This is a genomic window from Segetibacter aerophilus (genome assembly GCF_007991655.1).
Taxonomy (GTDB): Bacteria; Bacteroidota; Bacteroidia; order Chitinophagales; family Chitinophagaceae; genus Segetibacter; species Segetibacter aerophilus.
Genome location: NZ_BJYT01000041.1, coordinates 1 through 25,121, shown reverse-complemented (window position 1 = coordinate 25,121; position 25,121 = coordinate 1). Strand labels below are relative to the sequence as shown.

At 36.4% G+C, this 25,121-nt stretch carries 17 protein-coding genes; 4 read left to right on the top strand and 13 right to left on the bottom strand.

Annotated features, from left to right (window positions below; translation table 11 throughout):
- Positions 1 to 320: 320 nt before the first annotated feature.
- From SAE01_RS23465 to SAE01_RS23425, 9 genes are all read right to left on the bottom strand, one after another.
- Positions 321 to 950, bottom strand: coding sequence for a c-type cytochrome (locus SAE01_RS23465; protein WP_147206278.1), 630 nt, complete (start codon positions 948 to 950; stop codon positions 321 to 323).
- A gap of 330 nt (positions 951 to 1,280) precedes the next feature.
- Complete coding sequence (locus SAE01_RS23460) at positions 1,281 to 1,541, bottom strand: hypothetical protein (protein ID WP_147206277.1); 261 nt, start codon at positions 1,539 to 1,541, stop codon at positions 1,281 to 1,283.
- 692 nt (positions 1,542 to 2,233) lie between these two features.
- On the bottom strand, positions 2,234 to 2,890 hold the full coding sequence (locus tag SAE01_RS23455; protein WP_147206276.1) for a hypothetical protein: 657 nt from the start codon (positions 2,888 to 2,890) through the stop codon (positions 2,234 to 2,236).
- A gap of 167 nt (positions 2,891 to 3,057) precedes the next feature.
- Positions 3,058 to 3,561 carry a hypothetical protein gene (locus SAE01_RS23450; RefSeq protein WP_147206275.1) on the bottom strand — a complete coding sequence of 168 codons (504 nt, stop codon included), beginning with the start codon at positions 3,559 to 3,561 and terminating at the stop codon, positions 3,058 to 3,060.
- A 167-nt stretch (positions 3,562 to 3,728) separates the two neighbouring features.
- A complete protein-coding gene (locus tag SAE01_RS23445) occupies positions 3,729 to 4,688 on the bottom strand; it encodes a DUF6882 domain-containing protein (RefSeq protein ID WP_147206274.1) in 960 nt (319 codons plus the stop codon).
- Between the two features lie 367 nt (positions 4,689 to 5,055).
- Positions 5,056 to 5,532 carry a nuclear transport factor 2 family protein gene (locus tag SAE01_RS23440; protein ID WP_147206273.1) on the bottom strand — a complete coding sequence of 159 codons (477 nt, stop codon included), beginning with the start codon at positions 5,530 to 5,532 and terminating at the stop codon, positions 5,056 to 5,058.
- A 199-nt stretch (positions 5,533 to 5,731) separates the two neighbouring features.
- On the bottom strand, positions 5,732 to 6,544 hold the full coding sequence (locus SAE01_RS23435; RefSeq protein ID WP_147206272.1) for an alpha/beta hydrolase: 813 nt from the start codon (positions 6,542 to 6,544) through the stop codon (positions 5,732 to 5,734).
- Positions 6,545 to 6,713: 169 nt separating this feature from the next.
- Positions 6,714 to 7,943: an alpha/beta hydrolase-fold protein gene (locus tag SAE01_RS23430; protein WP_147206271.1), complete on the bottom strand. Its 1,230-nt coding sequence runs from the start codon at positions 7,941 to 7,943 to the stop codon at positions 6,714 to 6,716.
- Between the two features lie 2,004 nt (positions 7,944 to 9,947).
- Positions 9,948 to 11,045: a hypothetical protein gene (locus SAE01_RS23425; protein WP_147206270.1), complete on the bottom strand. Its 1,098-nt coding sequence runs from the start codon at positions 11,043 to 11,045 to the stop codon at positions 9,948 to 9,950.
- 584 nt (positions 11,046 to 11,629) lie between these two features.
- Between SAE01_RS23425 and SAE01_RS23420 the strand changes: the two genes are divergently transcribed.
- On the top strand, positions 11,630 to 12,079 hold the full coding sequence (locus SAE01_RS23420) for a response regulator (RefSeq protein ID WP_147206269.1): 450 nt from the start codon (positions 11,630 to 11,632) through the stop codon (positions 12,077 to 12,079).
- A gap of 402 nt (positions 12,080 to 12,481) precedes the next feature.
- Positions 12,482 to 12,760 (top strand): hypothetical protein, encoded by a 279-nt coding sequence (locus SAE01_RS23415; RefSeq protein ID WP_147206268.1) that lies wholly within the window; start codon positions 12,482 to 12,484, stop codon positions 12,758 to 12,760.
- 1,708 nt (positions 12,761 to 14,468) lie between these two features.
- Here SAE01_RS23415 and SAE01_RS23410 read toward each other — a convergent pair.
- From SAE01_RS23410 to SAE01_RS23395, 4 genes are all read right to left on the bottom strand, one after another.
- Entirely contained in the window at positions 14,469 to 15,464 is a 996-nt protein-coding gene (locus SAE01_RS23410; RefSeq protein WP_218029233.1) for a DUF418 domain-containing protein, read from the bottom strand.
- 219 nt (positions 15,465 to 15,683) lie between these two features.
- Complete coding sequence (locus SAE01_RS23405; RefSeq protein WP_147206267.1) at positions 15,684 to 16,655, bottom strand: alpha/beta hydrolase; 972 nt, start codon at positions 16,653 to 16,655, stop codon at positions 15,684 to 15,686.
- Between the two features lie 203 nt (positions 16,656 to 16,858).
- Positions 16,859 to 17,287 carry a putative quinol monooxygenase gene (locus tag SAE01_RS23400; RefSeq protein ID WP_147206266.1) on the bottom strand — a complete coding sequence of 143 codons (429 nt, stop codon included), beginning with the start codon at positions 17,285 to 17,287 and terminating at the stop codon, positions 16,859 to 16,861.
- Between the two features lie 407 nt (positions 17,288 to 17,694).
- Complete coding sequence (locus SAE01_RS23395) at positions 17,695 to 18,018, bottom strand: hypothetical protein (RefSeq protein ID WP_147206265.1); 324 nt, start codon at positions 18,016 to 18,018, stop codon at positions 17,695 to 17,697.
- Positions 18,019 to 19,790: 1,772 nt separating this feature from the next.
- Between SAE01_RS23395 and SAE01_RS23390 the strand changes: the two genes are divergently transcribed.
- Positions 19,791 to 22,583 carry a PAS domain-containing protein gene (locus SAE01_RS23390; RefSeq protein WP_147206264.1) on the top strand — a complete coding sequence of 931 codons (2,793 nt, stop codon included), beginning with the start codon at positions 19,791 to 19,793 and terminating at the stop codon, positions 22,581 to 22,583.
- Positions 22,584 to 22,901: 318 nt separating this feature from the next.
- Entirely contained in the window at positions 22,902 to 23,714 is an 813-nt protein-coding gene (locus tag SAE01_RS23385) for an ankyrin repeat domain-containing protein (RefSeq protein ID WP_147206263.1), read from the top strand.
- Positions 23,715 to 25,121: the final 1,407 nt, after the last annotated feature.

The window sequence follows — 25,121 nt, the reverse complement described above, 5'->3', positions numbered from 1 at the left end:
CCCCTGGAAGACAGTAATTAAACCATCAGTGAAGTAATATAACGAGGAGTGCAATTTATATAACATCTAGCCTCTATTAAATGTCCCGTGGTTACCACGTTTTCTTTACAGCAACCCCTATAACATAGAAAATAAAGGACCTTTCCTTGTACATCTCTTGGAACCTAGATTAGTGTTTAGAGTTATCACCGTAAATCCAGGATTTGAAGGTATAAGGGCTGAGGGAATTTGGTACAAATGTGTTGGCTTATTATACTTGGACCAAATCCGAGAAGGGCAAGAAGACCTGCATGAAAAGATTCTGATAAGAGCTGGTTTCATCATTTTGCACCTCCGGTGGGAGGAGGAAGCAATACCGCAGCCGGTTGAACATTTTTAACTGGCGATATTGTTTTAAGATACGCAAAAATAGCTTTCAGTTCATCATCGCTCATTATGGTCGCAGACATCATCGACATTGGCGGCATAAGCGGTCTAGTGTTATCGAGACCCATCCATTTTTTCTCTTTTAGGGCTTTGAGAAATTGAGCTTCTGTCCAATTTCCTAAACCTGTTGCATCAGGAGTAAGATTTGCGGCATAGGTTATTCCCCAAGGCCCGACCCATGACGTAAAAGTTTGAGTAACCACAAGTTGTTTCTTTGCAGCTTCTTTCGAATCAAATGCGGTAGGAGGCTCTTGAGCAGGATGTCCTGAAAGCATCAGGCTCATGTCATCCTCCGGTCCATTACTGCCCATCTTTTTTGGTGTATGGCAATCGTTGCAACCTCCAATTTTTACCAAATGTTCTCCCCACTTTACTTGGCTTTCAAAACCGCTATACTGCATCTTGGCGTTAGTTGTAGAATCTGCGTTTCCGGTAGCGGTATTTTGCCGGGTGTTTTCATTGCAGGCAATCCAGACAGAAAGGCCTGAAATAAGTAAGCAAATAGCAAATAATTGTTTTCGCATGACAGATTGTTTTAATAATGAATTGGGTTTAAAAAACCAAGTATAAATTATTAATAACTATTTGTACTGTCAAGGCAAAAAAGTATTTTTTCCAAAGTAATATTTTCTCGAGCATGAAAGAAGATGAAACGCTGAACCGAAAATTTGACATTAATGGCTATTACTGCTTCTTTTGTTAAGTCAAGTATAAGAAGTTGGATCTTTGCTTCCTGTGTAGCATTGGCAGCAATGAGTTCAATAACCTTAATCAGCTACCATGTATTCTCCAATTGGAATTGAAATACATCTAGCTTCACTTGCAGCAATACCTTGTTGGTGGCTAGGAGAATTTTATGTCTTCGGATTGCTAATGTCCTGACCGAAAACGAGCTCGTACACATTATTGTCCAATATTGAAAGGTCTCTCATCAAATATTCTCGGTCCGCCAATGTAGTTTTGATAACCGCCTTGTCCTTCACAGTCTCCCAAAGGCTATCAACTTCTTCAGTCGTGATAAGCAGGCTGCCGGTAAGATTTGCCTTTGGAAAAGACTCTTCTTTCCTGTTTAAGTCTTTGCAATCCTCGGGCTCTTCCTGGGGAACAATAAACATTATCTCGACGTTTTTACCTCACAGCGAAACAAAATTGGGAAAATGGCTTTGTCCTTGAAATCCCAATACCTTTCCGTAGAATACTATTTTACGCTGTAAGTCCTTTGTCCAAAGGATAGTACTTAGTTTATGGAATCTCATATTGCCCTTTTGAGAAGAACGATTTGGTTCATAGATTAACACTTCGCAGCCTTGCTAACAACTTGAGGTGATTATGAAGTTGTGGCATTTGAAAAACGTGGGTTTCAATAACGCCAACAGCAAAATAGCAATTTAAAGTTGAATGCTATGTGGGGTTGCAAGTTTATAAAGACAAACTATTATAATTCGCTAATAACCTTAATCATTAGGGGTTTCGCCTTAAATCGACAATGATGTTTGGAATAGTTGACATGAAACGAATTTCTTTAACGGCTTTACTTACCATTTTTAAACCCTCGTTTTATTTACTTGGAAGGATGACACTTTTTCACCTAAAGTTTATAAGACACAAGAAGATTCTTAAGGCAGATCTAAAAGATTTATCGTGTTAGCTTTGTCAAAAAGGGACAAATTAAAAACAACATTTTAAGCTGTGGCATTTGAAGAACCGCCGTTTTATTAACCACAAAAGCAGAATATAAATTTTGTAGTCGAACACTTGGCTTCCGGCTCCATTTTATAAACACACTGTTAGCGGTTCGGGCATTAATTTAACGGATTCGTTTTGTCTTTGTTTTTTTGTTTACGTAATCAATAAGTTTATCATAAAAGCTCTTCTCATTGAATTGGCGATTATTTAAATCCACTTCTACTATTCTTAAATTGATTTCTTTTTCCTTTAAATATTTTACGGTCGCCAATAGTTCTTCATATTTTTTCAGATACACTAAAGTTGTTAAATAAGTGCTATCAGCAAGGCGTCCCTGTATTTCTACTTTTGATTTTAAGAACTCATAATGCCTCTCATTATCCGATAAATTATTAACTAGCTCCATAGTTTTTTCATCTATTTCATTTAATAGACTATCCAGTCTTTCTTCTGTTACATCAATTAGTTCAAAATCTAAGTATGAGCTCGGGAAAATCATTGAAAAACTATTTACTTTGTAGTATAAAGGTCCATTTTTGAAATAATCATCTCTACCTGAGATTTCGCAATTTAAATTGTCAAGGTCTTCAGGTTTGAATTGAAGGTTTGAAATCAACTTATTTTGTTTTCCATAGGGATAAAAACTTACTGAAACAAGAAAAGGTTCTTTTACTTTAAAAATGTGCCAACCTCTAAAACTCCAATTACGTTTTTTACTTTCATTTTTTATATAGGAAAGGATTTCTTTTTCTCTTAGTTTATTTGCACTTATTGCCATTCAAATAATTACGTTTTGTTTGTTTAAGTCGTTTGTGTGTGTCTGACTGTTAACGTCTACAGCTTCATGAAAGCAGGAGATTTCTATTCCGTCGCTCAACTTACTTACTGTTGTTGCCTACAGATAGTTTTGTTGAATTTATATTCTTCCGCCTTGCTTTCCTAAAGCTAATGTTGTTCCTCGCTTTTAAAATACCATGGGTCCGATTCAGAGCCCCTTTTAATTACAATTCGCTTTTCAGTCACAAGTCTTCCATCTTTAATTTCATACAGCTTATTTTCCTTAAATACCATTTTTTCAGAAAGCACGATTCGGTTTTGTTCAATTGATTGAAGAGTTACTTCAGTAAGTTGTTGTGGGGTGATGCGTCTTGGATTTGAGTATTTTGATAAAATGATTGAGTCCGCTGACATGCCGTTATTTTTAATAATGCTTAAGGTATCATAGATTGGAACGACATGAAAGTAAATGGTGTCTCCTCTTGACCTCCATGTACCTTTTGTCCAGCTTCCATGAAGGTCAAGATGCCAATTGTACTCAAAAGTGCTGTCGGCATTTAGTTGAATTTCACTGAAGAAGTGGTTCCAATAATGCCCAACTACTTTGCTCTGTCCGAACAAGTTAAATGTAAATGTAAGTATCAGTAAAAGTCCGATTGTGCAAATCTGCATAGTGTTCGAATTTCTCGTCCAATTAAGCACGGCATTAAGTGTTTTTAAAGTTGTGGCTATTGAAAAACATCAGCTTTAATTAACAGCAAAAGCAAAATAGAGATTTAAACTCGGATGCTTAGGGTTCGCCCTCAATTTTAAAAACAAATTTATTGGCGCATTCGGTTTCAAAAACACAAATATTCATTACAAATATTGTTCTCTCCCTTTTCCCAACACATTTTAAAAGCCCAAGTTTTTAGACTGCCCCAGCTTTCTCTTTCGTCATATAAAACATATCGGCTGTTCGCAACTTCAATTACTCTCCAATTGATTATGCTTAGAAGGTTTTTAGCTTGCAGTCGATTTTTTCGAAAAAGCACATAGGGAACGCAGGCTGTGTCCCAGTATTTATTTGAAATTTTAACCCTGTTAATAAACATTGAATCAATGTACTTCCAATCATCATTGTGTCGCTTGTATAGTTGATAGTATTTCTTTTCATTGGCATCAAACTCTGCCACATAATTTTTGCATACCTCTAGGAGAGCAGGAGCGTCTACAACCTCATATTGTTTTTTTACCAGTACTTTTTTGACTAATCTTTTTGTTCTTCTATCGTACACCTCAACCTCATAAAAAGAAAAAAACATATTAGTTTGCCTGTTATTGGTTAGGATATGGTTTATTCCGTTGGCTTTATCTAGATAAAAGGCTAATGTTGCAAGTTTATAAGCGCTGTCGAAACTGCACTTTATCATAGTGTTATTCGCAATCTGCCATTTGTTTGCAGCAGCTATAGAAATTAGATTAGAGATAGGAGTTGCTAATCGTTTATTAATACTACTGTTATAGGCACTCCAAAGGAAGGTGCTGTCCTTGTGGTTGTAAGTCCCTAATATCTTAATGTTGTATTTTACTAAGTAATTACCGCTTTGAATCGTTAACTGCCCTTTGCTTTGCTCAATAGAGAAACTATCAATATTTAACAAGAAATGTTCCGTGTGCCAGGAAATAACATTTGCTGCATTTTGTGTTTGTCTATGAGCAACCGCCTCTCGCAAAGCATTTTCAAAGTTCACTGTCTGGCAATACCCACTACATGTAAATAGAACGATGAAAAAAACAAAAATCGCTTTTCTTAACATGTAATAATTAAGCATTACTAATTTCGCCTAACGCTAAAGTGTTTATTAAGTTATCGCATTTGAGAAATGTTATATTTAAATAATCACAAAAACAAAATAATGATTTATAGCTGAATAGTTTGCGTCCAGTGACAATTTCATAGACATATTGTGGGGCTTCCTAAATTGTAAATAAAGTTCTTATTAATGTGCGTGATTAATTAGCTGAAGCATTAGTACGCTGCAAGGTGGTTTGGAGTCATCGATGTAACCAGGAACACCATTACGAAATCTAACATGAATGAAAGGCGCAACTCATCGCGTACAAGCGGTAAGGCCGTCTCCTGGAATGGGCATTTATTATTTTAGAAAGTTTTCCGTTCCTGTTTCAATTTGATATGGGCTGGACAACCTGTGTAACATATGCGATTTTCCACTGACCCTCTCTTTTCAACATCATAATTGACGCTGTAACGTTTAATTCAAACTGCCTGTCGTTTGTATCTGTTACACTTTCTCGAAGAGGTCCCATTATTAACACGGCATTTGTGTCTATGTTTCGAATATAAATGGTGTCGTACCAAAGAACGTGTTTCTTAATTTGCGGAGAAAACTGCCTTACGCTTGCCGTAAACTCTTCGGAGTTAAATGCCTTGCCGTTTGCAAGTATTAAGAAGTCTTTAGAATTGGAAAAATAGCTTATTGCTTTGGACATATCGTTTTCCTTGTAGGCAGCGAGATAGTCATTGAATGTAGCAAAGGCTTCCCTGTTGGCTTTAGCAGTATCGGCCTTTGGTTTGCTGAATGAATAAGAAAACGAAAGACACAAGCCAAGTGATAAAAATGTCCTTAAATATTTCTTCATGATTTTGTGATTTCAAGCGCAAAAATAAACTTCAAGGTTTCGTTATTTAATGCATAACGTTTCACTGCTTTGCAATGTGGTGGCATTGCGTGTTATGACAGCTCAAATTTATTATTGAAGTCGAATTTTATTCTTCGGTTCAGCCTTTATTCGTTACCCACCATTTTGCAAAGCCCATGTTGCCTGTGCGGCTTTCTTTTCACTTCCTCTCAATTTGTTTATATAAGGTTACTACCCCTTTTATAACTGCTTCCGGGTTTTTGTCCCAAACCTTGTGGTCCGCATTTTTTGCTACAACATATGTATGGTTTGGCATTGTCCCAAATGAATTACTGCAACTAATCCACTTTTCTTTTTCGGTCTCTTTTATCGTTGGCTGAATATTTTCAGCTCGTATCATCGTAGTCCGTGTTTTAGAAGACAGAAACTTATTTGCCATATAACCTGAAGTTGCGGTAAAATCGGTTAACACATAATACAATCCTGGCTTGTACTTTTTTATCATTTCCCAATCTTCCGTTTTAATTGATTTCACAAAATCATCTGACCATTTCTTCGTAAAAAAACAAGGCGTCGAAATATCAATGCAAACTACACCCTTTACCTTTTTAATGTTCCGGTAAGTAAATAAGGATGCATAATAACCGCCGAAAGAATGACAGACGATGAATAGTTCTTTTGAATAGCCTAACGTTTTTAAAGCCATCTCAAGATCTTTTACTTCACTCACAAAGCTGATTTTATTCGTATCAATTTCACTTTTGCCTAATCCGGCTCTGTCATAAGTAATTAATGTAGCATTGGTTTGTTTATGGATGTCAACCAATATGGGTTGCCAAACACTTCCATCATCGCCATTACCTGCCTCAAAAAGTATAGGTGTCCCTTTACCCTTAATAATATTGAAATGCAATTTATGTCCACCAACATCTATTGAAGTGTCAATAGACTGGGCTTTGACGAGATTGAAAAGAATGATGCAAATAAGCAATACTATTATCGTTTTTATCATTTCGTATTAGTAGAGTGTCATATTAGCCTTGCTGGCTATCGTAAAGTGTTTATGAAGCCGTGGCATTTAGAAAAGGTCACGTTCATTAACCACATAAGCAAAATAGTGATTTGTAGTTGAATGCTTGACCGTCAGCTAATTTTATAAAACACCCTTGTATGATGTATTTTTATTTTACCAATTCTTTTAACTTCTTTCGTGACTCCGGATTTTCTTTTAACAACAAAGCTTTTTTGAAATATTCTGCTGCCTGTGTCTTATCACCAATTGCGGCTAAATAGTCGCCATAACCATTGTAAACTATATAGGTGTTCGGAAAATTTTCTATATTCAATTTAAATAACTGCCGGGCCTTGTAATATTGTTTTTGGCCAATAAATGAACTGCCATACTCACTTACCATATCGACGGGAGGTACCATAGTATAACCAAGCATTTGTGAAACTTTCTGAAAATGATTTTTTAGTTTCTCGGCTACATTGAAGGTAGAATCAGACTCTTCTTTGTCAGAAAGTGTAAATAAATAATCTTTAAAAATAAAACGTAAGCCATCATGTTCTGTAATAAACGGCAGCGACATGTGATTGTCGTTTTTATAAAATTTAAATCCGTAACGCAGTCCGTTTTGTAGTTGGCCTTTTAAGAAATCATTCAATTCCAAAATTCCCCGAAAATGTATGCCCATGTCCGATAGGGTATCTTTTCGAACTTCGCCTGTATCTATATCCCCGTTTATCCTGCCGGACAGACTTACATACAAAGATTTACCAGATAATCTTTCTCGGGTTAATGCTTTCTTCGTTGCTTGCAGGAAACGTAGATGGTCCCACCACATACTCGGGTCAATACAAATAAAGGAATTAAACAGGCTTGTATGGTTCACAAGTATGTTCATGGCGGCTAAACCACCAAATGAATGCCCAATCAGAATTTTATAGGGCTGTGTTGGATACAAAGAGTCGATATGAGGGATCAATTCATTTTGCAAAAAAGACACAAAATTCCTCCCGCCACCTGTTGGTTTACCACCCTCTTTATTGAAAAAGGGTGGGTCTGCTTCAACATGATAAGGTGTTAAATCCCTCCTCCTATTGGTACTGGGAATCCCTACAACAATCATTTTAGGTAAAATCCAGTTCCAATCTGTTTCACCAAACTGCTGCACCAAAGCGACTACTGAAGAAAACAAGGCATTGCCATCCAACACGTATATAACCGGGTATCGCTGCTTGACCCCGTCATTCTTATTATCTGGTACATAGACCCAAACCCCTCGGTTTTCGTTCAAAATATTTGATTGAACGGTGTCAATCGTTCCAATTGTTATTTTATTATTTTGTTGCCCGAACGTTGAAAAGCAATTAAAACTTAACAATAAAATGAAAGTAAATCCTTTCATAACCGTTCTTCCGATTTATAGGTTTTTAATATCGTACAACGTTTTTCAGCTTTATGCAGTAGTGGTGTTCGTTGTTCTGTGTCTAACTACTGTTCTAAAGCTTATTAAAGATATATTGTTTATTTTTTTTTCTCCAGCCACTATTGCTAGAAGCTGTTGTTGTTCGCATGCCGTTCAGGGTTAGTGAGGAAAGGCTATTGATGCAAACAGTGTGTCTTAATACTTGGATAATTCATCCAGTAAAAAGTATTTGTGATTAAGACCTGCAATTACAACTATATTTTTTCCTCTAAACTCACTTGCAATTGTCCTGATTTGTCTCGCCATAAACTTATTGCGAAGTTCCCAAAAGACTTGTTCACTAAGGTACCAATTTGTTAATACGGGGTCAGAGCAATACCTAATTATCAATTCTTAATTGAGTCATTTTCTACTTGATATAGCTCTCTTGATTTGTCGATTATATATTTCTCATTTAACTCTTTCAATGATTTGCTAAAAATCATTTCATAACATGAATTTGACTTTACGAAGTAATTTGATAAAGTAATACTGTCTTCTGTTCTCATGTTTGCCTTCAATAGAATATTAAATACAGCCTTTGTTTTTACTTGTAAATCTCTTTTGTATTTATGTCTTTCCTTAATTAATGTGTCAAATGGAAGAACAACACAATTACTATACTTACTGGTGTATTTCTGCACTGCCAGTTGCTCTATGCTTGGTTTCCATATTCGTAAGAAATTAGCAGTACGTAGCCCGAAAACTTTTTTGAATGTCGTGCTTTCTTCCGACAGAATAACATCGGGCTTGAGACTTTTTAAATTATTGAATAATTCTCTATGACCGAAGTGTTTAGTGCCTGTATGAACCGTGCCAATTATAATAATGCTGGTAGTAATAGAGTCTGCCTGGGCAAAGGAATTTTTTAGTAGGAAAAAAAAGTAATAGCATAAAACCTTGTCTCATATTGCTAGCTTTTACGCATTCAGGTTGCGTACAACTCTTAAATAGACGCAACTAACTTTATCAAACTCCCGTTGAAACACTCTAAGCTCGTCCCTTAAATTTTTTGAATAGGTTTGTTTTTCATACATAGCGCCTTTAAAGGCGGTGGGATGCAAAAAATAGGTACTGATCATATAAAGTTTCCGGCAAAAGTTTCTTGGTGTTTGTGCATTCAAAAAACCATTGTCTTCCCTTACCAATGTCTGTTAAAGTACTTTTCCTTATGAACATAGTTAAGTGTAATTTTTGCCTATTTATGTAACAAGGGCTGTGGGTATCCAAACTATATCTATACGAACGGGGTAGGTCTATTTCGGTTTAGTTTGGTTTACCCCTGTTTGCAAAATTTTTTGATCTCAATAGCATGGGATTTATAAATTGAAAGCAATATATTTATTTTATTAAAAGTAAATATCTAATTCCGGGAAAACATTTAAAACAGATAACAGACGCATTTCGAATAAATAATTCTTGCGGCATTAACGCAATCCCTACCTAATCATTTAGGTAATTGTAAAAATGAACTATTTCACAAACTTGGCCTGCAATTGCTTGGAACCGAAAAGAAGGTTTGCAGCGTAAGTTCCTTTAGACAAATTAGGTGACTAAATAATTTGTTCTGAGTAACCAGAGCTCCAGTTTATATTGATTTTGTATACTTGCTTTCCGCTCAGTTCAAAACCGTAATTGTTCCTTTGTTATTATCTTCGGCATCAATTCTAATTTGTAATTCGTTGCCCCTAATTGGATTTGAAATAATGCCAAATGCAACTTCTCTATTGGAAACTAAGAGCTTTTGAATATCACTAACGCTTGCGTTGCCATTTTTATCTACTTGCCTAATTCTGTAATACACATAGCCGGCTTGCAACGTCGAAAAACCAGGATCAGTGAATGAATAGACATTAGCTAACGAAGCCGGAACTTTTGCAAAAGAAGTTAAAGATTGGACATTCTTTCCGCGTTGTATTTCAAAATATTCGTTGTTTAATTGGTTTATTTTCTCACCTCAATAGCATTCGCTCTGCCCCTACCAAGTATAATGGGGGTGCCATTTTTCCAGTACAACGCGGTGCCTACTCCACGGTTGCCGGCCACATAAACGTCGTTTTCAAACACTGTAATGGAGTTTGCAACAGAATAAGTAGAGTCCAATTGAGTTGGGACACCATTCTTCCAGTAAGTTGCGCGGGTAAGCCTATTCGGTCCTGCAATGCCGCCAGCAATATAAACATCATTCCCTACGATGGTTACACAATTAGCAACTGAAATTTGGCCGGGAGGTGTTAACTCAATTGGTACACCATTCTTCCAATACACAGCCCAGCCAGGACCTGAGCCTGAACCGAGGGGATAAACTTCTCCTACTACATAAATGTCAGGACCAGATACATATATAGAGTTGGCAAATCCTTTTTCTGATGAAGGACTCAAGAGATGCAAAAATGTCATTTTTCCATTTTTCCAATAGCACGGCGGCGAGCTGCCATATCCGGTTGCTAGATCTGAAGCACTACCCGCAATGTATACATCAGTGCCAGAAACGCAAATTGCTCTCGCTAGTCCATCATCTGAAGAATATGTGGGCATTTTTATAGCAGCATCCTGGTTTTTCCAGTAGATAGGAACAAACTTGTCAAAATTATTAATATAAGCACCGCCCAAAGTATAAAGATTTCCACCAGAAAGCGTGATTCCCTTTGCAGTAGGATAGGTTATCGATGGGTCAGAAAGGTCAACAGGTACGCTGTTCTTCCAATATGTTACGTTGTTTCCTGAATAACTGCCACCGCTTGAGACATATACAACGGTATCAGATACTGCCATACCGCTGCCGGATGCATAGCCAGGATGCGGCAAATGTACTTGTATACCGTTTTTCCAGTAAATGGGATAGGGTAAATACAGTGAACTCAAATCGAAGCTATCACCGGCAACGTAAACAGTTGGCGATATAACAGGTGGTGTTGTAGTTGAAAGGTTTGTGTCTTTAGTAGGAACCGGAATTGGTGGCGTGGGTGCCGGAGGATCAACTTTCGTACAGCTGAGTAAAACGATCGCAGTGACAAAAGCGGGTAGAAAAATTTTACGCATAAATAGAACTATGTCAATTCTTGATAGTTTAAAATTTCCATCTTTTCATCAGCTTGTAAGGGCCTTTACTACTGATGACGCGAATGGAGCAAGGTTATTTCAGTATCAAACACTAATAAGTATTGGCAAGTTAGTGAACGCTTTTTTAAACTGTCACTAACGTTGTTGCTGTTCATTTATTGCTGGTATTAAAATAATTGTTCAAATGTATAAGTAGGGGCGTTTTTCACCTAATAAAGTTAACACTTCATAGTATCAGAATATTCAATATGAGCAGTGTACAATTATACTCAATGAAGAAAGCCTCACATTTCTGCAAAGCTTTCGTTTTACTGACCATCACTTTGGGTAATCCTATTGTAATTCGTAAAACTAGACAAATAAACCAGCACCGAGTAAGGCGGTGAAGTGCAGGTAAGGTTATTATAGAAAGAATGAAAGTTATGTACAGCCGCACTTTCGAAGTGCACCGAGACGACATTAATTAATTATTTTGTCTTACAACGCCAAGGAAGCAGCAACGCATAGATTTAATGATATTTTAAAACTTTCATAGATGGCATTTTAGGATTTATCTTTCCTGCATGGATAAAAACGGTGAAATAATTTTTATTGACGATGACTCAGACGACCGGCAACTTTTCGAGGAGGCTTACCTAGAATTAGCGATTCCAAATCCGCTAGTGGTTTTTAAAAACGGACGTACAGCATATGAATACTTCAATAACATGAATAAATCTCTATTTCTGATAATCGCGGATATTAATATGCCAGCAATGACTGGGATAGAATTAAGAGACAAAATGCAGCAGATAGGAGAAATGAAGCAACGTGCTGTACCTTTTTTGCTCCTTACAAACGGATTGTCACCAGAAAATATTTTATATTCATATAGCCACTCTGTACAAGGCTTTTTTAGAAAGCCGTCTACTTATTCTGACCTCAAAATTCTCTTGCAAAGCATATTTACATACTGGGGAAGTTCTACCCAAGCAACCTTTTCTAACCTGCCACCACAGAGAGAAACAATCTAGGTGTTTTCCATTTATTTACCTTTCGTGGTCTAACACGCATATAGTTACCTTTGCAAGCACATGAACAACTGGAGTGTTACTACACAGAAGTTGAGTTCACTTTACAAATCTCGTACTAAGCCTCAACAATTGTAAGTTCCTAAGTTTTAGAAACTATTATTTCTGGCTTTCTTCCAATGGAGTATAATCACGGTAGTAAAAAAACTTATATATCCTCTTTAGGTCTAAGAGCTTTATAAGAATTATCCCATCGCCTATAGCTTACCTAAAACTTTTTGTTTATATGTTTCTACATTTTTTGTTTAGTTGGGTCTTCTGTTCTTTATCATATTTGTTTAACAAAACTGGAATGTTTGTTGTGCTGTCTCTAACTCAAATAGTTCCTCAAGTACATTTTTAAATATGACAATCGAACAGTACAACAACCTGCCAGACAGACAAAAGAAAGAGTTGCTAATGGATGCATCCAAGATTGATGAGCATGAAGATGAAATTTCTACTTATGAATTTTTTAGGATAGAAGATTTTTATGTGGAGGTGAGCAGAAGTGTAACATATAAATACAGAAGAATTTTAAATACATATTCTTTAAAAGACATTCCTCTCAATTATGCAGGTAGGGTAGCAGCAAATGTTATAGAAAACGACCTGAACAAACAAAATCATTGTATTTATCTTTAATCAATATGTAGGTCCGTATTGGAAGCCCTGCATTTTTGCGGGCTTTCTAATATGTAAAAAATACTTGAAAAATGATGAACAAAAATAATAGCAATCAGTCACCAGTGTAGGTTAATAGCATCGTTGTTGTACTAATTCCAGTGTCCTCTTACTTATTGTTACAAGAATTTTTGACATCGTAAAAGTGGTGTAGCAAGCTTTTTCGGTCTTAACTATTTGCGTAATTAATTTAAGCTCATCTAAGGTTGATAAAGGGATAATTTCCTGCAATTGCTCTAATGTATAGGTAGGTATATTGGCCATAATCTTAAAGGTACAGGGTATTATAATGCAGTATAAAATCCGGTTTAGACAGTATTAAAAAACCTTGCATTTCTGCAAGACTCTTCAAATTGACCCCCTATAGTAATAAATATACCGCTTTAATCAACTGCCAACTACAAATAATGGGTTATGAACTCCTTGGAACTAAATATCTTCTTACAGGAAAAAAGATGGGCCGCAACCCAAACTATGTGCTTTTAATCTTTCCTTAGAGAGAAAATATCTTAACCCCTTATTAGTTGTTAACCTTTTTAATAGTATGCAGGAAAAAGAACGAGTTAAACTAGCCGAATCAACTAGAATAGCAATGTATATCAATAAGGAACTATTAGCAAATAAAAAAAGTTTCTTGAGGCGGTATCTTCTAACCAAAGCCGCTTGTACCTACAAGACTTGAACGAAAAGATAGACTGCCTATGCCGCAAAGAGTGCCTTTACCTAGGGGCAGCAAAATCTTTATTAAGGATGGTGAGAAATAGTGTGCTTGCTACTCTTTTTACTGGAAGGAATTATAAGAATCCTTGCAGAGATGCGAGACTTTTTTAATTGCATATTAAAATTCGTATAGTCTGTGTTGTGGATATGAATGACGAGTTATCATACTTACTTGAAGAGCTACAAACACTTATTCCACATGCTAACTTTGAAAAATTGAAACACTTGACGTTAGCGATTCAAAAAGAAAGGCGTTTATATAGTGAGATAACTTTTTCACGTGTATTAAAGTTAATTACAAGAAGGAATTTGGAAATTAAGCCACCCCTTTAGTTAATGTAGATTTCGTGGTCTACTGTTATATGCTTACATCGGTTTTTAATTAGGGAAGTGCTTATTGTTTCTTACTTTGGCGGCAGGACGCTCTTTAAAAAATAGCTTTCCCCTCTTTGTTATTAATAGGACGTCTGCCTAGTTTGCCTTACAACTCCTTGCTTCCTCTTGACTTATCTAGTCATTGATGTTTTCTTCCATTTCAAGTAAAACCCTCTCTAGTTTCTTCCAGTTTCATAGAAAATTATTATTTGTTTCAATCACCTGGCGGCAGTTTAGGGAAGAGTTTTTCTTTAACTGATAGAAGTAATTTTAACAAAGATTAGCGCTTTTCATGGAGACTTTTAATGCATCAATGATGGCGATAAACATTGACATAGAACAAATTGGTAAAAAAGTGGGAATATTTTAGATGTATTACACATAGAAAGGCGGCAATTTTAGAAATAGAGTCAATTGAAATAGTTATCAAAGCATGTTGTCAAGCAATTTAGGACCACATGCAATATTTTATAGACAGGCAGTTTGAACTTGCCCTAGAGCAAAAACGCCAGAAAGAAAAAAGAGTAGATGATAGTTAGACCTTAGTACTTCGGCTTATCCCCCTTGGGCTTTGTTAGCCTGAAAATTTGCGCATTAAATTTTCTAGAGGTCCTCTCCTAAATTTCCTGCTCCATAGAACGCTAAATGCTACACTAACCAAAAAAAACAAGGATGAAAAAGCGAAAATATGGGCAGGTGAACTTGGCATTCCTGATTGCAAGAAACCTGTGTACTTTTTACCCGTTAAAGATTGGAAAGTAATCATACCAATTGTCAAATGCACAACATAATGCGTAAGGGTCATTTTCCCTGTTTCTGCTAACCACTGAAGCGGCGTGTTATGAGAAAATTTGTCACCAAGCCAAATACAAATAGTAATAACCAATAAACCAAATGAAGCAGTAATAATCATAAACGGCAAATAAGGTGGAAAATAATCGTACATAATGTAATCCAAAATGTTACGCTTGAATTGTTTGTACAGTGCATACTGCCTAAGCCGTTCAAATAACAGGAATAGAGTCAACCCAATTAAGAAAACTGTTTTCTTAACTTTTTTGTTCCGCCAATTAAGCCTGCCCAACCACATACCCAACAGAAAATATGCAATCCAAGGAAAAATGGAGTTCCAACCATTATAAAATGTGTTTCTTAAAAATCCTTTTATTGTCCAAAAGTCCGCGTACTTAAAAGTGGTCAAATCCCAACTTGTGAAGATTGGGATAATGAAAAGCAAGATGTGAAATATTAAAATTGTACTTACGGCGCCGATTAACAAATATCTTTTTTGGACAAATAGCATGAATGCAGCGATATGCATATAGCCGCCATAAAAATGAAGGATGTCACCTGCCCACCAATTATAAAGCAATAGTCCGATAGCAAACAAAAACCATGAACGCTTTAAAATGATTGATTTGAATTTTTCTTTTTCTTCAAGTAAATTATTATTGACATTGTAGGTCATTAATGAAACTCCCATTCCTGCACACATAATAAAAATAGCTGTTGAATTTCCTGTAAACAAGTATAGAAATTGTCCAAGAAAAGATGTGTCTTGTAAGGACACCGAAGCAAAAATTAAAGTTTACTATAAACATCCCGAATATCGCATATGCCCTTGCTATGTCAAACCCAAGTATTGTCGCATTCATTTGTTTGTTAGTTTAATATTTTGGGTGTCTCCTTTAGCCTTGCACATAAGTTTTTTAGCTTTATGCATTAGTGGTATTCATTGTTCTAATGTCCAACTACTGAAAAATGGTTAATTAAAAATATTGTGTTTAACTCAATTCCTAAAGCCACTATTGCATAAAGCCATTGTTGTGGCAGTGCTTCCGTCATTTTTATTCTCACTAGTTATTTTTACTATCCAATTTGCACAATCTACGGCGTCAAGAATGTTCCAACTGTGAAAACCCTTTCCTTTGGTGGTAATGTATTCTGCACTTTGGTTTCCAATCCCTGCAAGAAATTTACTCAACTTCTCCAAATCAAAAGCATTGATGTCCTCGTACTGCAACTGCTCACAATAGGTCTTTCGTACAAAATCCAAATCGGGTTCGCTGTACAGGCGAACCGGTATTGATTTTAGCAACTTTGCATTGCCGCCATCTTCTTTGTTTGCTGAAAACGCTGAATATTTTAAGTATCGGTCAGGCTGTTGTGCTGGTGAGCCATTCATTATCCGGAGCAAATACTTTTTAATGAAATCACCCTCTTTCCTTATCAATTTATTTTGGCATTCGTATTGAAGCTTGTTTTCAGCCGACTTGTACATTCGGTTCAAATCCAAAGGTGGGTCGATTGCAAATACACCATGCAACAATTTGGTGCTGTCACTCGCCAGAAAGTGTTCTGCATACCCAATGGCGATGGCGCCACCGGCGGACAGGCCTCCAAGAATGAAATGCAAGCTATTGGAATTGTACCGTTTTGACTGGATGGCAATGAGTTCGCTGACTTGTGCAAGGGTATAATCATCAGCAAGCAAGGCTTGATGCAGTTGGGGTACGATAGTGACAAAGCCCTTCTCTGCCAAAAGGTGCGGGAGCGCTGTTTTTTCAAAAATGCTTTGCGGACTTTCGCCCCATCCTGGCAAAAGGACAAGAATGCCTTTAACGTCCCCTTTCGGTTCCATGTAGCAATAAGAAAACGTTTCGCTGTTAACTGCACCCTTATCTTTCTTGATTGTCTGGCCAGATGCAATCTTGACATATGTAAGGAAACTTAAAAAAAGAATGATTGGTGAGTATTTCATTTATGAGTATGTGTCATATCGTAAACGTCTCTGGGCATAGCTACCCGCCTTAAAGTGTTTATGAAGTTGTGGCAATTGAAAAAACTTCGGCTACAATTAACCATAGAAGTAAAATAGTGATTTATGGTTGAATGCTCACGTTCCGCCACAATTTTATAAACATACTGTTAGCAGCTGCCTTTATTCTCTTTGAATAAGTTCAATTACATGTTCGGCTTCTTTGCCGCACCAACTAATGTAACGTCAACAAACTCTAGGGACTTCACCATTTCTTTAACAGTTTCCTTATATTTCTTAAAATGAGACGTCGCGATATGTGAATTATACGCGGTGCTATCAGCATAAATTTCCAGAATGGTTATGTTTGAGGGATCACTCTTGTCAGCAACAGCGTAATAGGTTAGAACGCCAAGCTCAAGGCGAACAGCTGTTGCCATCTGTTCTTTTAATGCGGTATTATACTTTCCCAGTTGCAAAGGATCTACTTTAATCCGTGCAAGTCTCACCATTTGTTTCTTTTCTTGTGCCATGGCCTTACCATTAAACAAAAGAGTAAAAATAAGCAGTGCAATTACTGTCAAAGTTGATTTAATTGAATATTGACCTTTTGGAAACGTCTTAAATGTTTTCATGAAAAATATAAAAGCTTTTTCAGGTGAAATGGAACTGTATTAATTTACGTAGTTTTTTCAAGGTTGCCGCTAATTCTTAAATAAACAAAACTTACTTAAAAATTCTCATTGTGTAAAAGGTCACATTATAACTGAGATTCAAACTTTTGCAATTGCGTTTTAGATGTTGAGGAAATATTAAAAGCCTAGATTGTCAACACGTAGAACGCAACTTTAAATACAAGTCTATTTACATAATTTTAAGTAATCATTTTACTGTTGGCTTTACTCTTTAATGGCTTAACATTACTCAAATCAATGCTTTAAATGCATGTTCATCATTTCTTCCGATTTCTTGTGTAAATTCAGCTGCAACATAACGACAATGATTACAGGAGATGTAAAGGAATATCAAAAGCAATAAAATTCTACACTGCAACAAATTCTTTAGGAATGTTGAAACCTTTTAAAATTCGCTGTAACTGCTGCTGCTGATCTTCCGTCAATTCTTTTAATTGAGCTTCGGTTATTGTTGTTCCACTAACTTGAATAAAATTATTCTGCTGATTTCTTATCGATGTTTTAGGACGTTTTTCAGAGGTCACTTCAAGAAATAGCCGGGCTGCTTTCATATCTCCATTAGTTGCAAATTTGTAGCAATGGGACAACAACCTTTCTCGCATCAGGAAAAACTCCTGTTGTCTCTGCTTATAATAACCGCTTTCAAAATATTCGCTAATATGTTTTTCCACTCCTTTATTACTAACCCCCCTTTTTCTACAATTTCCGACCGAGCCGCTAATCTATTTTTTTCTCGTGTAATAGGATCAAGAGCATTTACAATAATAACATGATCAACTTCCCATAAATTATCTTTTGTAGTCTCATCTAATACATTTTCGTATCCTATCAATAAACCTTTCTCTATCCTGAAATTTAAGTTCGTTTACAGCTAATCGAACAGTTTTTTTATACAAATTCTGCTTTTCTTTAGGAAATTTCTCAAAATGGTTAGACTGACATTTTTCTCCATAAATAACATCAACAATAAAACCTTTTGAAATTAAGACTAACCTGCTATTATTCTTTTTGCACTGTAAACTTTTTATCCTCTCTTGCTTTAAAAATCAAATTTACTCCTAGTCTTTCCTCCTTGCATTGAAACTTTCTTTACTTTTTGTTTGGACATTTAAATCGTTTAATTTTTTAACAACCTTAATCCTTAAGGATTTTACTCTTTTATTAGACCTTTCAAAGCCTTAGGAACCCCTAGAGTCCATCTCAGCTCATTCATCTTCCACTGTTTCAGATGAAGCCTTTTGAACCTGCAAGGCTTGTTCGTTAAGACTCCATTATATGTCCGTCGCCCCCTTTTAGCAGTTTTTTCGATAGTCTTTGAATGTTTATCTAATCTCCAGTAACTATCATTATACGGGTTCATCTTTGACGTTTGCTGACAATCATAGTATAGTCGATTTTTATAGGCTTGCCGGCACTTGAAAATTTCCGAATCATATGCTTTAAAAAGTATTCTGCACTTCCTGTCCGATTGCGGGCATTGGAGGTAAAGCACTTTTCCTTTACCTATGTTGCTATGAATTTCATTAAGGAAAAGTTTATAATTATAATCTGTCTTTTGCCCTGAGCTATTTGTCATTGTGTAAATCAACTGAACATATCTCTTGCTTATTTCATTAAGATAACTACAGACCACTTTAATACATCCACAGCTAGAACCATTTTGATTAGACCAGCTAAGGATAGTGGAAATTTGCTTTCCCTTAATTAGATACGATCTCAAACTTTCATATACTGTCCATGCTCCAGTTGAAGGTCTACCCATAGTTTTTTAATCTTTATCTATCTATTAAATCTATTATTAAAGCTCTACATCGTTAAGTAATCCACAGTGTCGTTGATTAGTTTCAAACCATAGTTTGTCTATAATGTTTCATTTAATTCTTATATCTAAATCCTGAAAAGAAATTGCTGTTATTATATTTTTTGAAAACAGCTAAATAACCCATAACTATCCTCACTTTAGCGTAGCTGTTATACCAATATGATGCTGACTTATACCCCAATAGCTTTCCAAATTCCGTATTGTTTACACCTATTACTTGTAAAAACTTTTTGAACTCCGGTTTCAAATGAAGATGCCATTCTAACAACTGTTAGAAAGATTAGGTGTATTGGTACGTTTTGTTCTGGCTCTAATAAATGAGTGCTTCATAGTATTAATTACAATTCCGAAATCATTGAGATAAAACCAGCGAAGTACTTAAAAATAACGCCCTACACCAATGGGGGAGATATTGACTGCCTTGTTTATTTTTGACTGGGGTAATTTGGATTGTGTTTGAAATGTTTACCTTCTATGTAAAAAAGCCAATTCTAACTATCAAATGAGCGTAGCGATCGACTTTGAAACTTTTTGTAATAATCTCATAATTCCCACTCCAAACGCTCGTAAGATTAGAATTTTCCTTATATGTGATTATGCATACCTTCAAAGTCAATATTTATGGCAAATTCTATTTCTACCTCGGTTAGTGTTGATGCTTTATACTTAGCCTTTTTTGATGCACTTCCTGGTAGCAGCATTCTGCTTCAAAACAATCCGCCAACGTTTACGATTTTAGCCGCTACAGCAAAATATTTGAAGGACACGGGCAGCAATAAAGAACACTTAATTGGTAAGGGTATTTTTGAAGCATTTCCAGCGAACCCTAATGATTCTAGGGATACAGGTGCAAGGGATCTGAAAAATTCGCTAACAAAGGTACATCAAGACAAAAAGTCGCACCAGCTTCCAATGCAGCGATATGATCTAAGGAATGAAGATGGAAGCTTTACAGAGCATTACTGGCAAGCCGAAAATAATCCTGTTTCTTCATCACCAGGTGAAATTGCTTATATCATTCATACAGCAGAAGACATCACAGCAAAAATAAAGTTTGAACAACAGAAAGAAAAGCTCAAGGGCCTTGAACTGGCTCAAAATATTTTTCTACGGGCACCGATGATTATTGGAATATTACGTGGAGAAAAGCATGTGTTAGAGTTGGCAAATGAAGAGGCATTAAGGTTTTGGAACAAGACCGAAGACATTATTGGTAAACCGCTCCTAGAGGGCATACCCGAATTACAGGGACAGGACGTTTTTTATAAAATTGACCGGGTTTTTAAAACAGGGCAAACCTATTACGGAACTGAAGTGCTTATCAATTCTAAAGACGGGTTAAAAGAAGGAGCTCGTTATTTTGACATTTATTACAAACCCTTCCACGATACGGGGCAGCGCAGTGTCAGTGGAGTTTTCACCCTATCCTATGATGTAACGGAAAAGGTGTTAGCAAAACGGACAATAGAAGAAAGCGACCAGCAACTAAAAGACATGGTATCTAAGGCCCCAATCGGTTTATGCGTAATTGAAGCACCTTCGCTCATGGGTCAGATAGTTAATCAACGCTTTGTAGAGATTGCGGGTAAGCCAATCGAGTCTATTGTCGGTAACATGTACTGGGATACGTTTGCTGAAGTAAGAGAATCTTACGAAAAGGAATTAAAAAGAGTGGTGGAAGAAGGTATTGCTTATCATGCTGAGGAAGTAGAGTTGATGCTGATCCGATATGGCAAGAAAGAAAAAGTGCACGTTAGCTTTGTGTATGAACCTATGAAAGATGCTACAGGTACGGTAAGGAAAGTTGCCATCTGGGTAGTCGATAACACATTAAAAGTTGCTGACCGCAAAAAAATAGAAGAAAGTGAAGAAATCCTTCGCAATATTATAGTACAGTCTCCTATTGCAATGTCAATCCTTAAAGGCCCAACTCATATCGTTGAAATTGCTAATGATCGGATGTTTGAAATATGGGGACGAGGACAGGAAGAACTTTTGAACAAACCAATATTCGAAGGCTTACCAGAGGTGCAAAACCAAGGGTATGAACAGCTGTTGAATAATGTTTTTACCACTGGCGAACGTTATACCGCTGATGGTAGCCCTGTTACACTTCCCCGCAACGGCGGTATTGAATTAGCCTACATCAATTTCTTATATGAGCCATACAGAGATGCAAATGGTGCTATATCGGGTATTATGGCGGTCGCAATGGATGTGACAGATCAGGTACTAGCACGGATGAAAGTGGAAGAAAGCAATAAAGAGTTTCAATTTGTTACTGACTTTATGCCCCAGATGATTTGGGTAACCCGACCGGACGGGTATCACTACTACTATAACAAACAATGGTATGATTATACAGGGCTGACTTATGAAGAAACTGAAGGGCAGGGGTGGAACGCCGTGTTTCATCCCGACGATCAGGAACTGGCATGGAAACATTGGCGACACAGCTTGGAAACGGGTGATCCATACGAAATCGAATATCGTTGTAGACGTTTTGATGGACAGTATAGGTGGGTCCTTGGTAGAGCTTTGCCATTAAAAGACGATGCAGGTAATATTTTGAAATGGTTTGGTACTTGCACGGATATAGATGATCAAAAAAGAGAAGCCCAGCTGTTGGAAGAAAAGGTAAAGGAGCGAACCATTGAATTGGAAAGCCAGAAGAAAGAACTGGAGCGATCAAATGCGCATTTAGAAGATTTTGCTTATGCTGCTTCCCATGACCTTAAGGAACCAGTAAGAAAAATTAGAACTTTTTCGGATAAGTTGAAAAATAAGTTTCAAGGCAGGATGTCAGAAGATGATCAACACTACTTTGAACGTATGCAGAGAGCAACCGATCGAATGCAACTACTAATAGACGATCTTCTAGAATATTCACATGTTTCCGCTTCAACCAGAGCGAAAGAGGAAATAGATTTGAATAGAAAAGTAGCAACGGTTCTTGAGGATCTCGAACTAGACATTGCTGAAAATAACGCAAAGGTTATAGTCAATAAGTTACCTGTCATACTGGGACATAGAATGCAAATGCAACAGCTTTTTCAAAATTTAATAACCAATGCACTTAAGTTTCGAAAACCTAACGTTAGTCCAGAAATTCGTATTTGTTCTGAACTTGTAAGCGGACAAAGCCTTACTTCTTTTAATATAAGTGAGAACTGGAATGACGAGTTGTATCACGTGATTGAAATCTCGGACAACGGCATCGGTTTTGAGCAAGAGTATGCCGAGAGGATTTTTAAAATGTTTCAGCGGTTACACGGAAAAGCAGAATATGAAGGGACTGGCATTGGACTAGCAATAGTAAAAAAGGTAGTGGAAAACCACAATGGATTTATTACAGCTGAAAGTAAGCTTGGTGAGGGAGCAAGATTCAAAGTAATTCTTCCTGCTGACATTTAGCTAATGACGCAACGATTTAACCGAAAAAAGCCTGATGCAGAAGCATTAGCCTAACAATTAAATCGCCCAGTAAGCACTAGTTCAGATGAAGTAAACAAAAAATACAAAAGCCCCACATTTAGCAAGGCTTTTATACAATAACTATACAAGTAAACAAATGAGGACACTAATATATTGCTTTCTTTTGCTTGTTCAAATTAATCCCATTTTTGAGATTATTAATGACTCTTGTAGGGGTTTAGGAAAATAGCAATCGGAAGAGGAAACAGGTCCTTTGAATTCAAGACTGTAAGTTACACTGACCCGGAAAATTAAGACATGGTGCAGCCAAACGAATTGAAGCTCAATTTGCCTATGGCACTTTCCAATGGCATTCTGTCCACTACGACAAGCGTGTGGGAGATTTTAGTTGCAAGTAAAAATGGCGAAGTAGACACAGTAAAGAAAATGGTTGAAAAATGTCTCGAATTAATTTATGCCCAATATAACTATACACCACCAATTCATTTCGCAGTTAGGGAAGGTCATATAGAATTAGTCAAATTTTTATTGGCACGTGGAGCATATGCACCTCAATATAAAATTTATCCCTTCCAAGACACACTGCAAGTTGTTGCAGAAGATCGAGGCTACAATGAAATCGCAGCACTGCTGAATGAATATACTGCTAACAGCTCCTTGCATAAATTCACCGGTGATAATGGGGAGATTTTTTATGACAGAACTGAATTGCAAAGAGAATTTGAAAAGTCGGTTTATGATGAAGATTTAGCAAAGACAGAACAAATATTGAAACAGCATCCTGAGTTTGCAAAAGATGAAAGTTACTTCTGGGGTGAAGGGATTTTAACTTTTGCGGCAAAAGCAAACAATCGTGCAATGGTTGATCTTTTGATTAGCTTCAGCGCAAAAGTTCCTGATATTTTAAAGTGGACACAATTCTACTACTTTGCGCATGACGAAGCTGCTGCCTTCATGATGGAAAAAGGAATGAACCCAAACACCGATATGGCACAAAAAGGAAATATACTCAAAGCGCAACTGCTTATAAAATACGGAGCGGAACTAAACACGCTTGACGAAGAGTATGGCTCAACCCCTTTAGGCATGGCGGCAAGAATCAAGGGTTAGAGAAATTATTTGGATTTTTGAAAAAAATGGAATCATAATAGAGTAGTAATCCTAATATTCTTACCTTTATTCTGCTTGTCGTAAAATAATAAGCGATGTCCCCCACACATAAGGAAGAGCAGAAATGTTTTCCTTTTTTTGCCTTAAATATGCACTATCAAAGCACTGCTCGATTACAAAGAATGTCTTTCAATTTCCATCTCTATATTGGTAACAAACGCTAAACTTACTCATTAAAATTATTGCTTAAGTTTCGAGTAAGTTTTTTTTGAAAGATGCCACTCAGGAAAAATAGTAAAAATGTGCTCGCCGTTGATTTATACTTGTTAGTCCTAATCACTAGGACAATCAGAAAGCAGGTATGAAAATCTACTGCTATTAAGAGCCATGATAGATATGGCTAATAGGAAAAATTAACGAACTTATTTAGCAGCAAATTTTATAAGATTGAGATGGTTAAGAAATGATTAAGTTTTCGGTTATGTATTGGAAATACTAAGATATATTCAGATATTACATCTCACATTTTCCTAATAAAATTCTTCACCTGCTTATCAGTAATTTGTTGGAGTTTTTTTCTTATCACCGGGGTTATCTATAAAAGAAAGGCTCACTTTTTCTCTTTCCTATAGGGAAGTCTTTCGCCCCCCACCAGTTGCTATTCCTTTTTTTCACTATGTCTATTGCTTCCTTAGCAATACATTCATTATTGGAACTAGGGACAACTGGAAGCCTCGCAGAAATGCGGGGCTTTTAATGGGAGCAACAAACGGATTTAGAAAGCCCCAAACTATCTTTAGTTATCAAATAATACTTTTAAAAGTGGTAGGCTTGGAAAAAAATAAAAAGCTACCCCAATGGGAAGAAAGTTAAAAAATGTCTTTTTTGACTATTAAAACCAAAGACCCCTCCTTAATAGAAGAGGCCTTTTAGTGGATATTCGCCCCCCTCGAATAACTCATTAATAAAAATATATTGACATTACATAAACTCATAATTTTATTCAAAAACATTTTGTTTTTTTTTACTTCGTAAAGCTTTTTAGTAGAATGTTGAGCAGTGACTTAAAATAGATTCGAATTTTAATATTACTCCTGCTTGTCGCTCAGCGTTCTATGACCTTACAAAGTTATCTTTCAAGTAGTGTACGGGGACTTATCACTTAGTTACAAAGAGCTGGAGCATTTAATTCCTCAAGCAGACTCTGAAGAGTTAAAATCATTATTGCTACTGTCTATAAAGAACGACCATTATAGGAAGATAAATTTATCTCGAATACTCAGGCTACTTACAAAAAGAGATCTTGAACTGAAAGATGAGCCGCGTAAAAACCTAAGCCGTCGCCATCTCTATCATAAATAGCTAAAATTGTCGGTACAAATGATATAATTATTTGCCTTCCAAGGG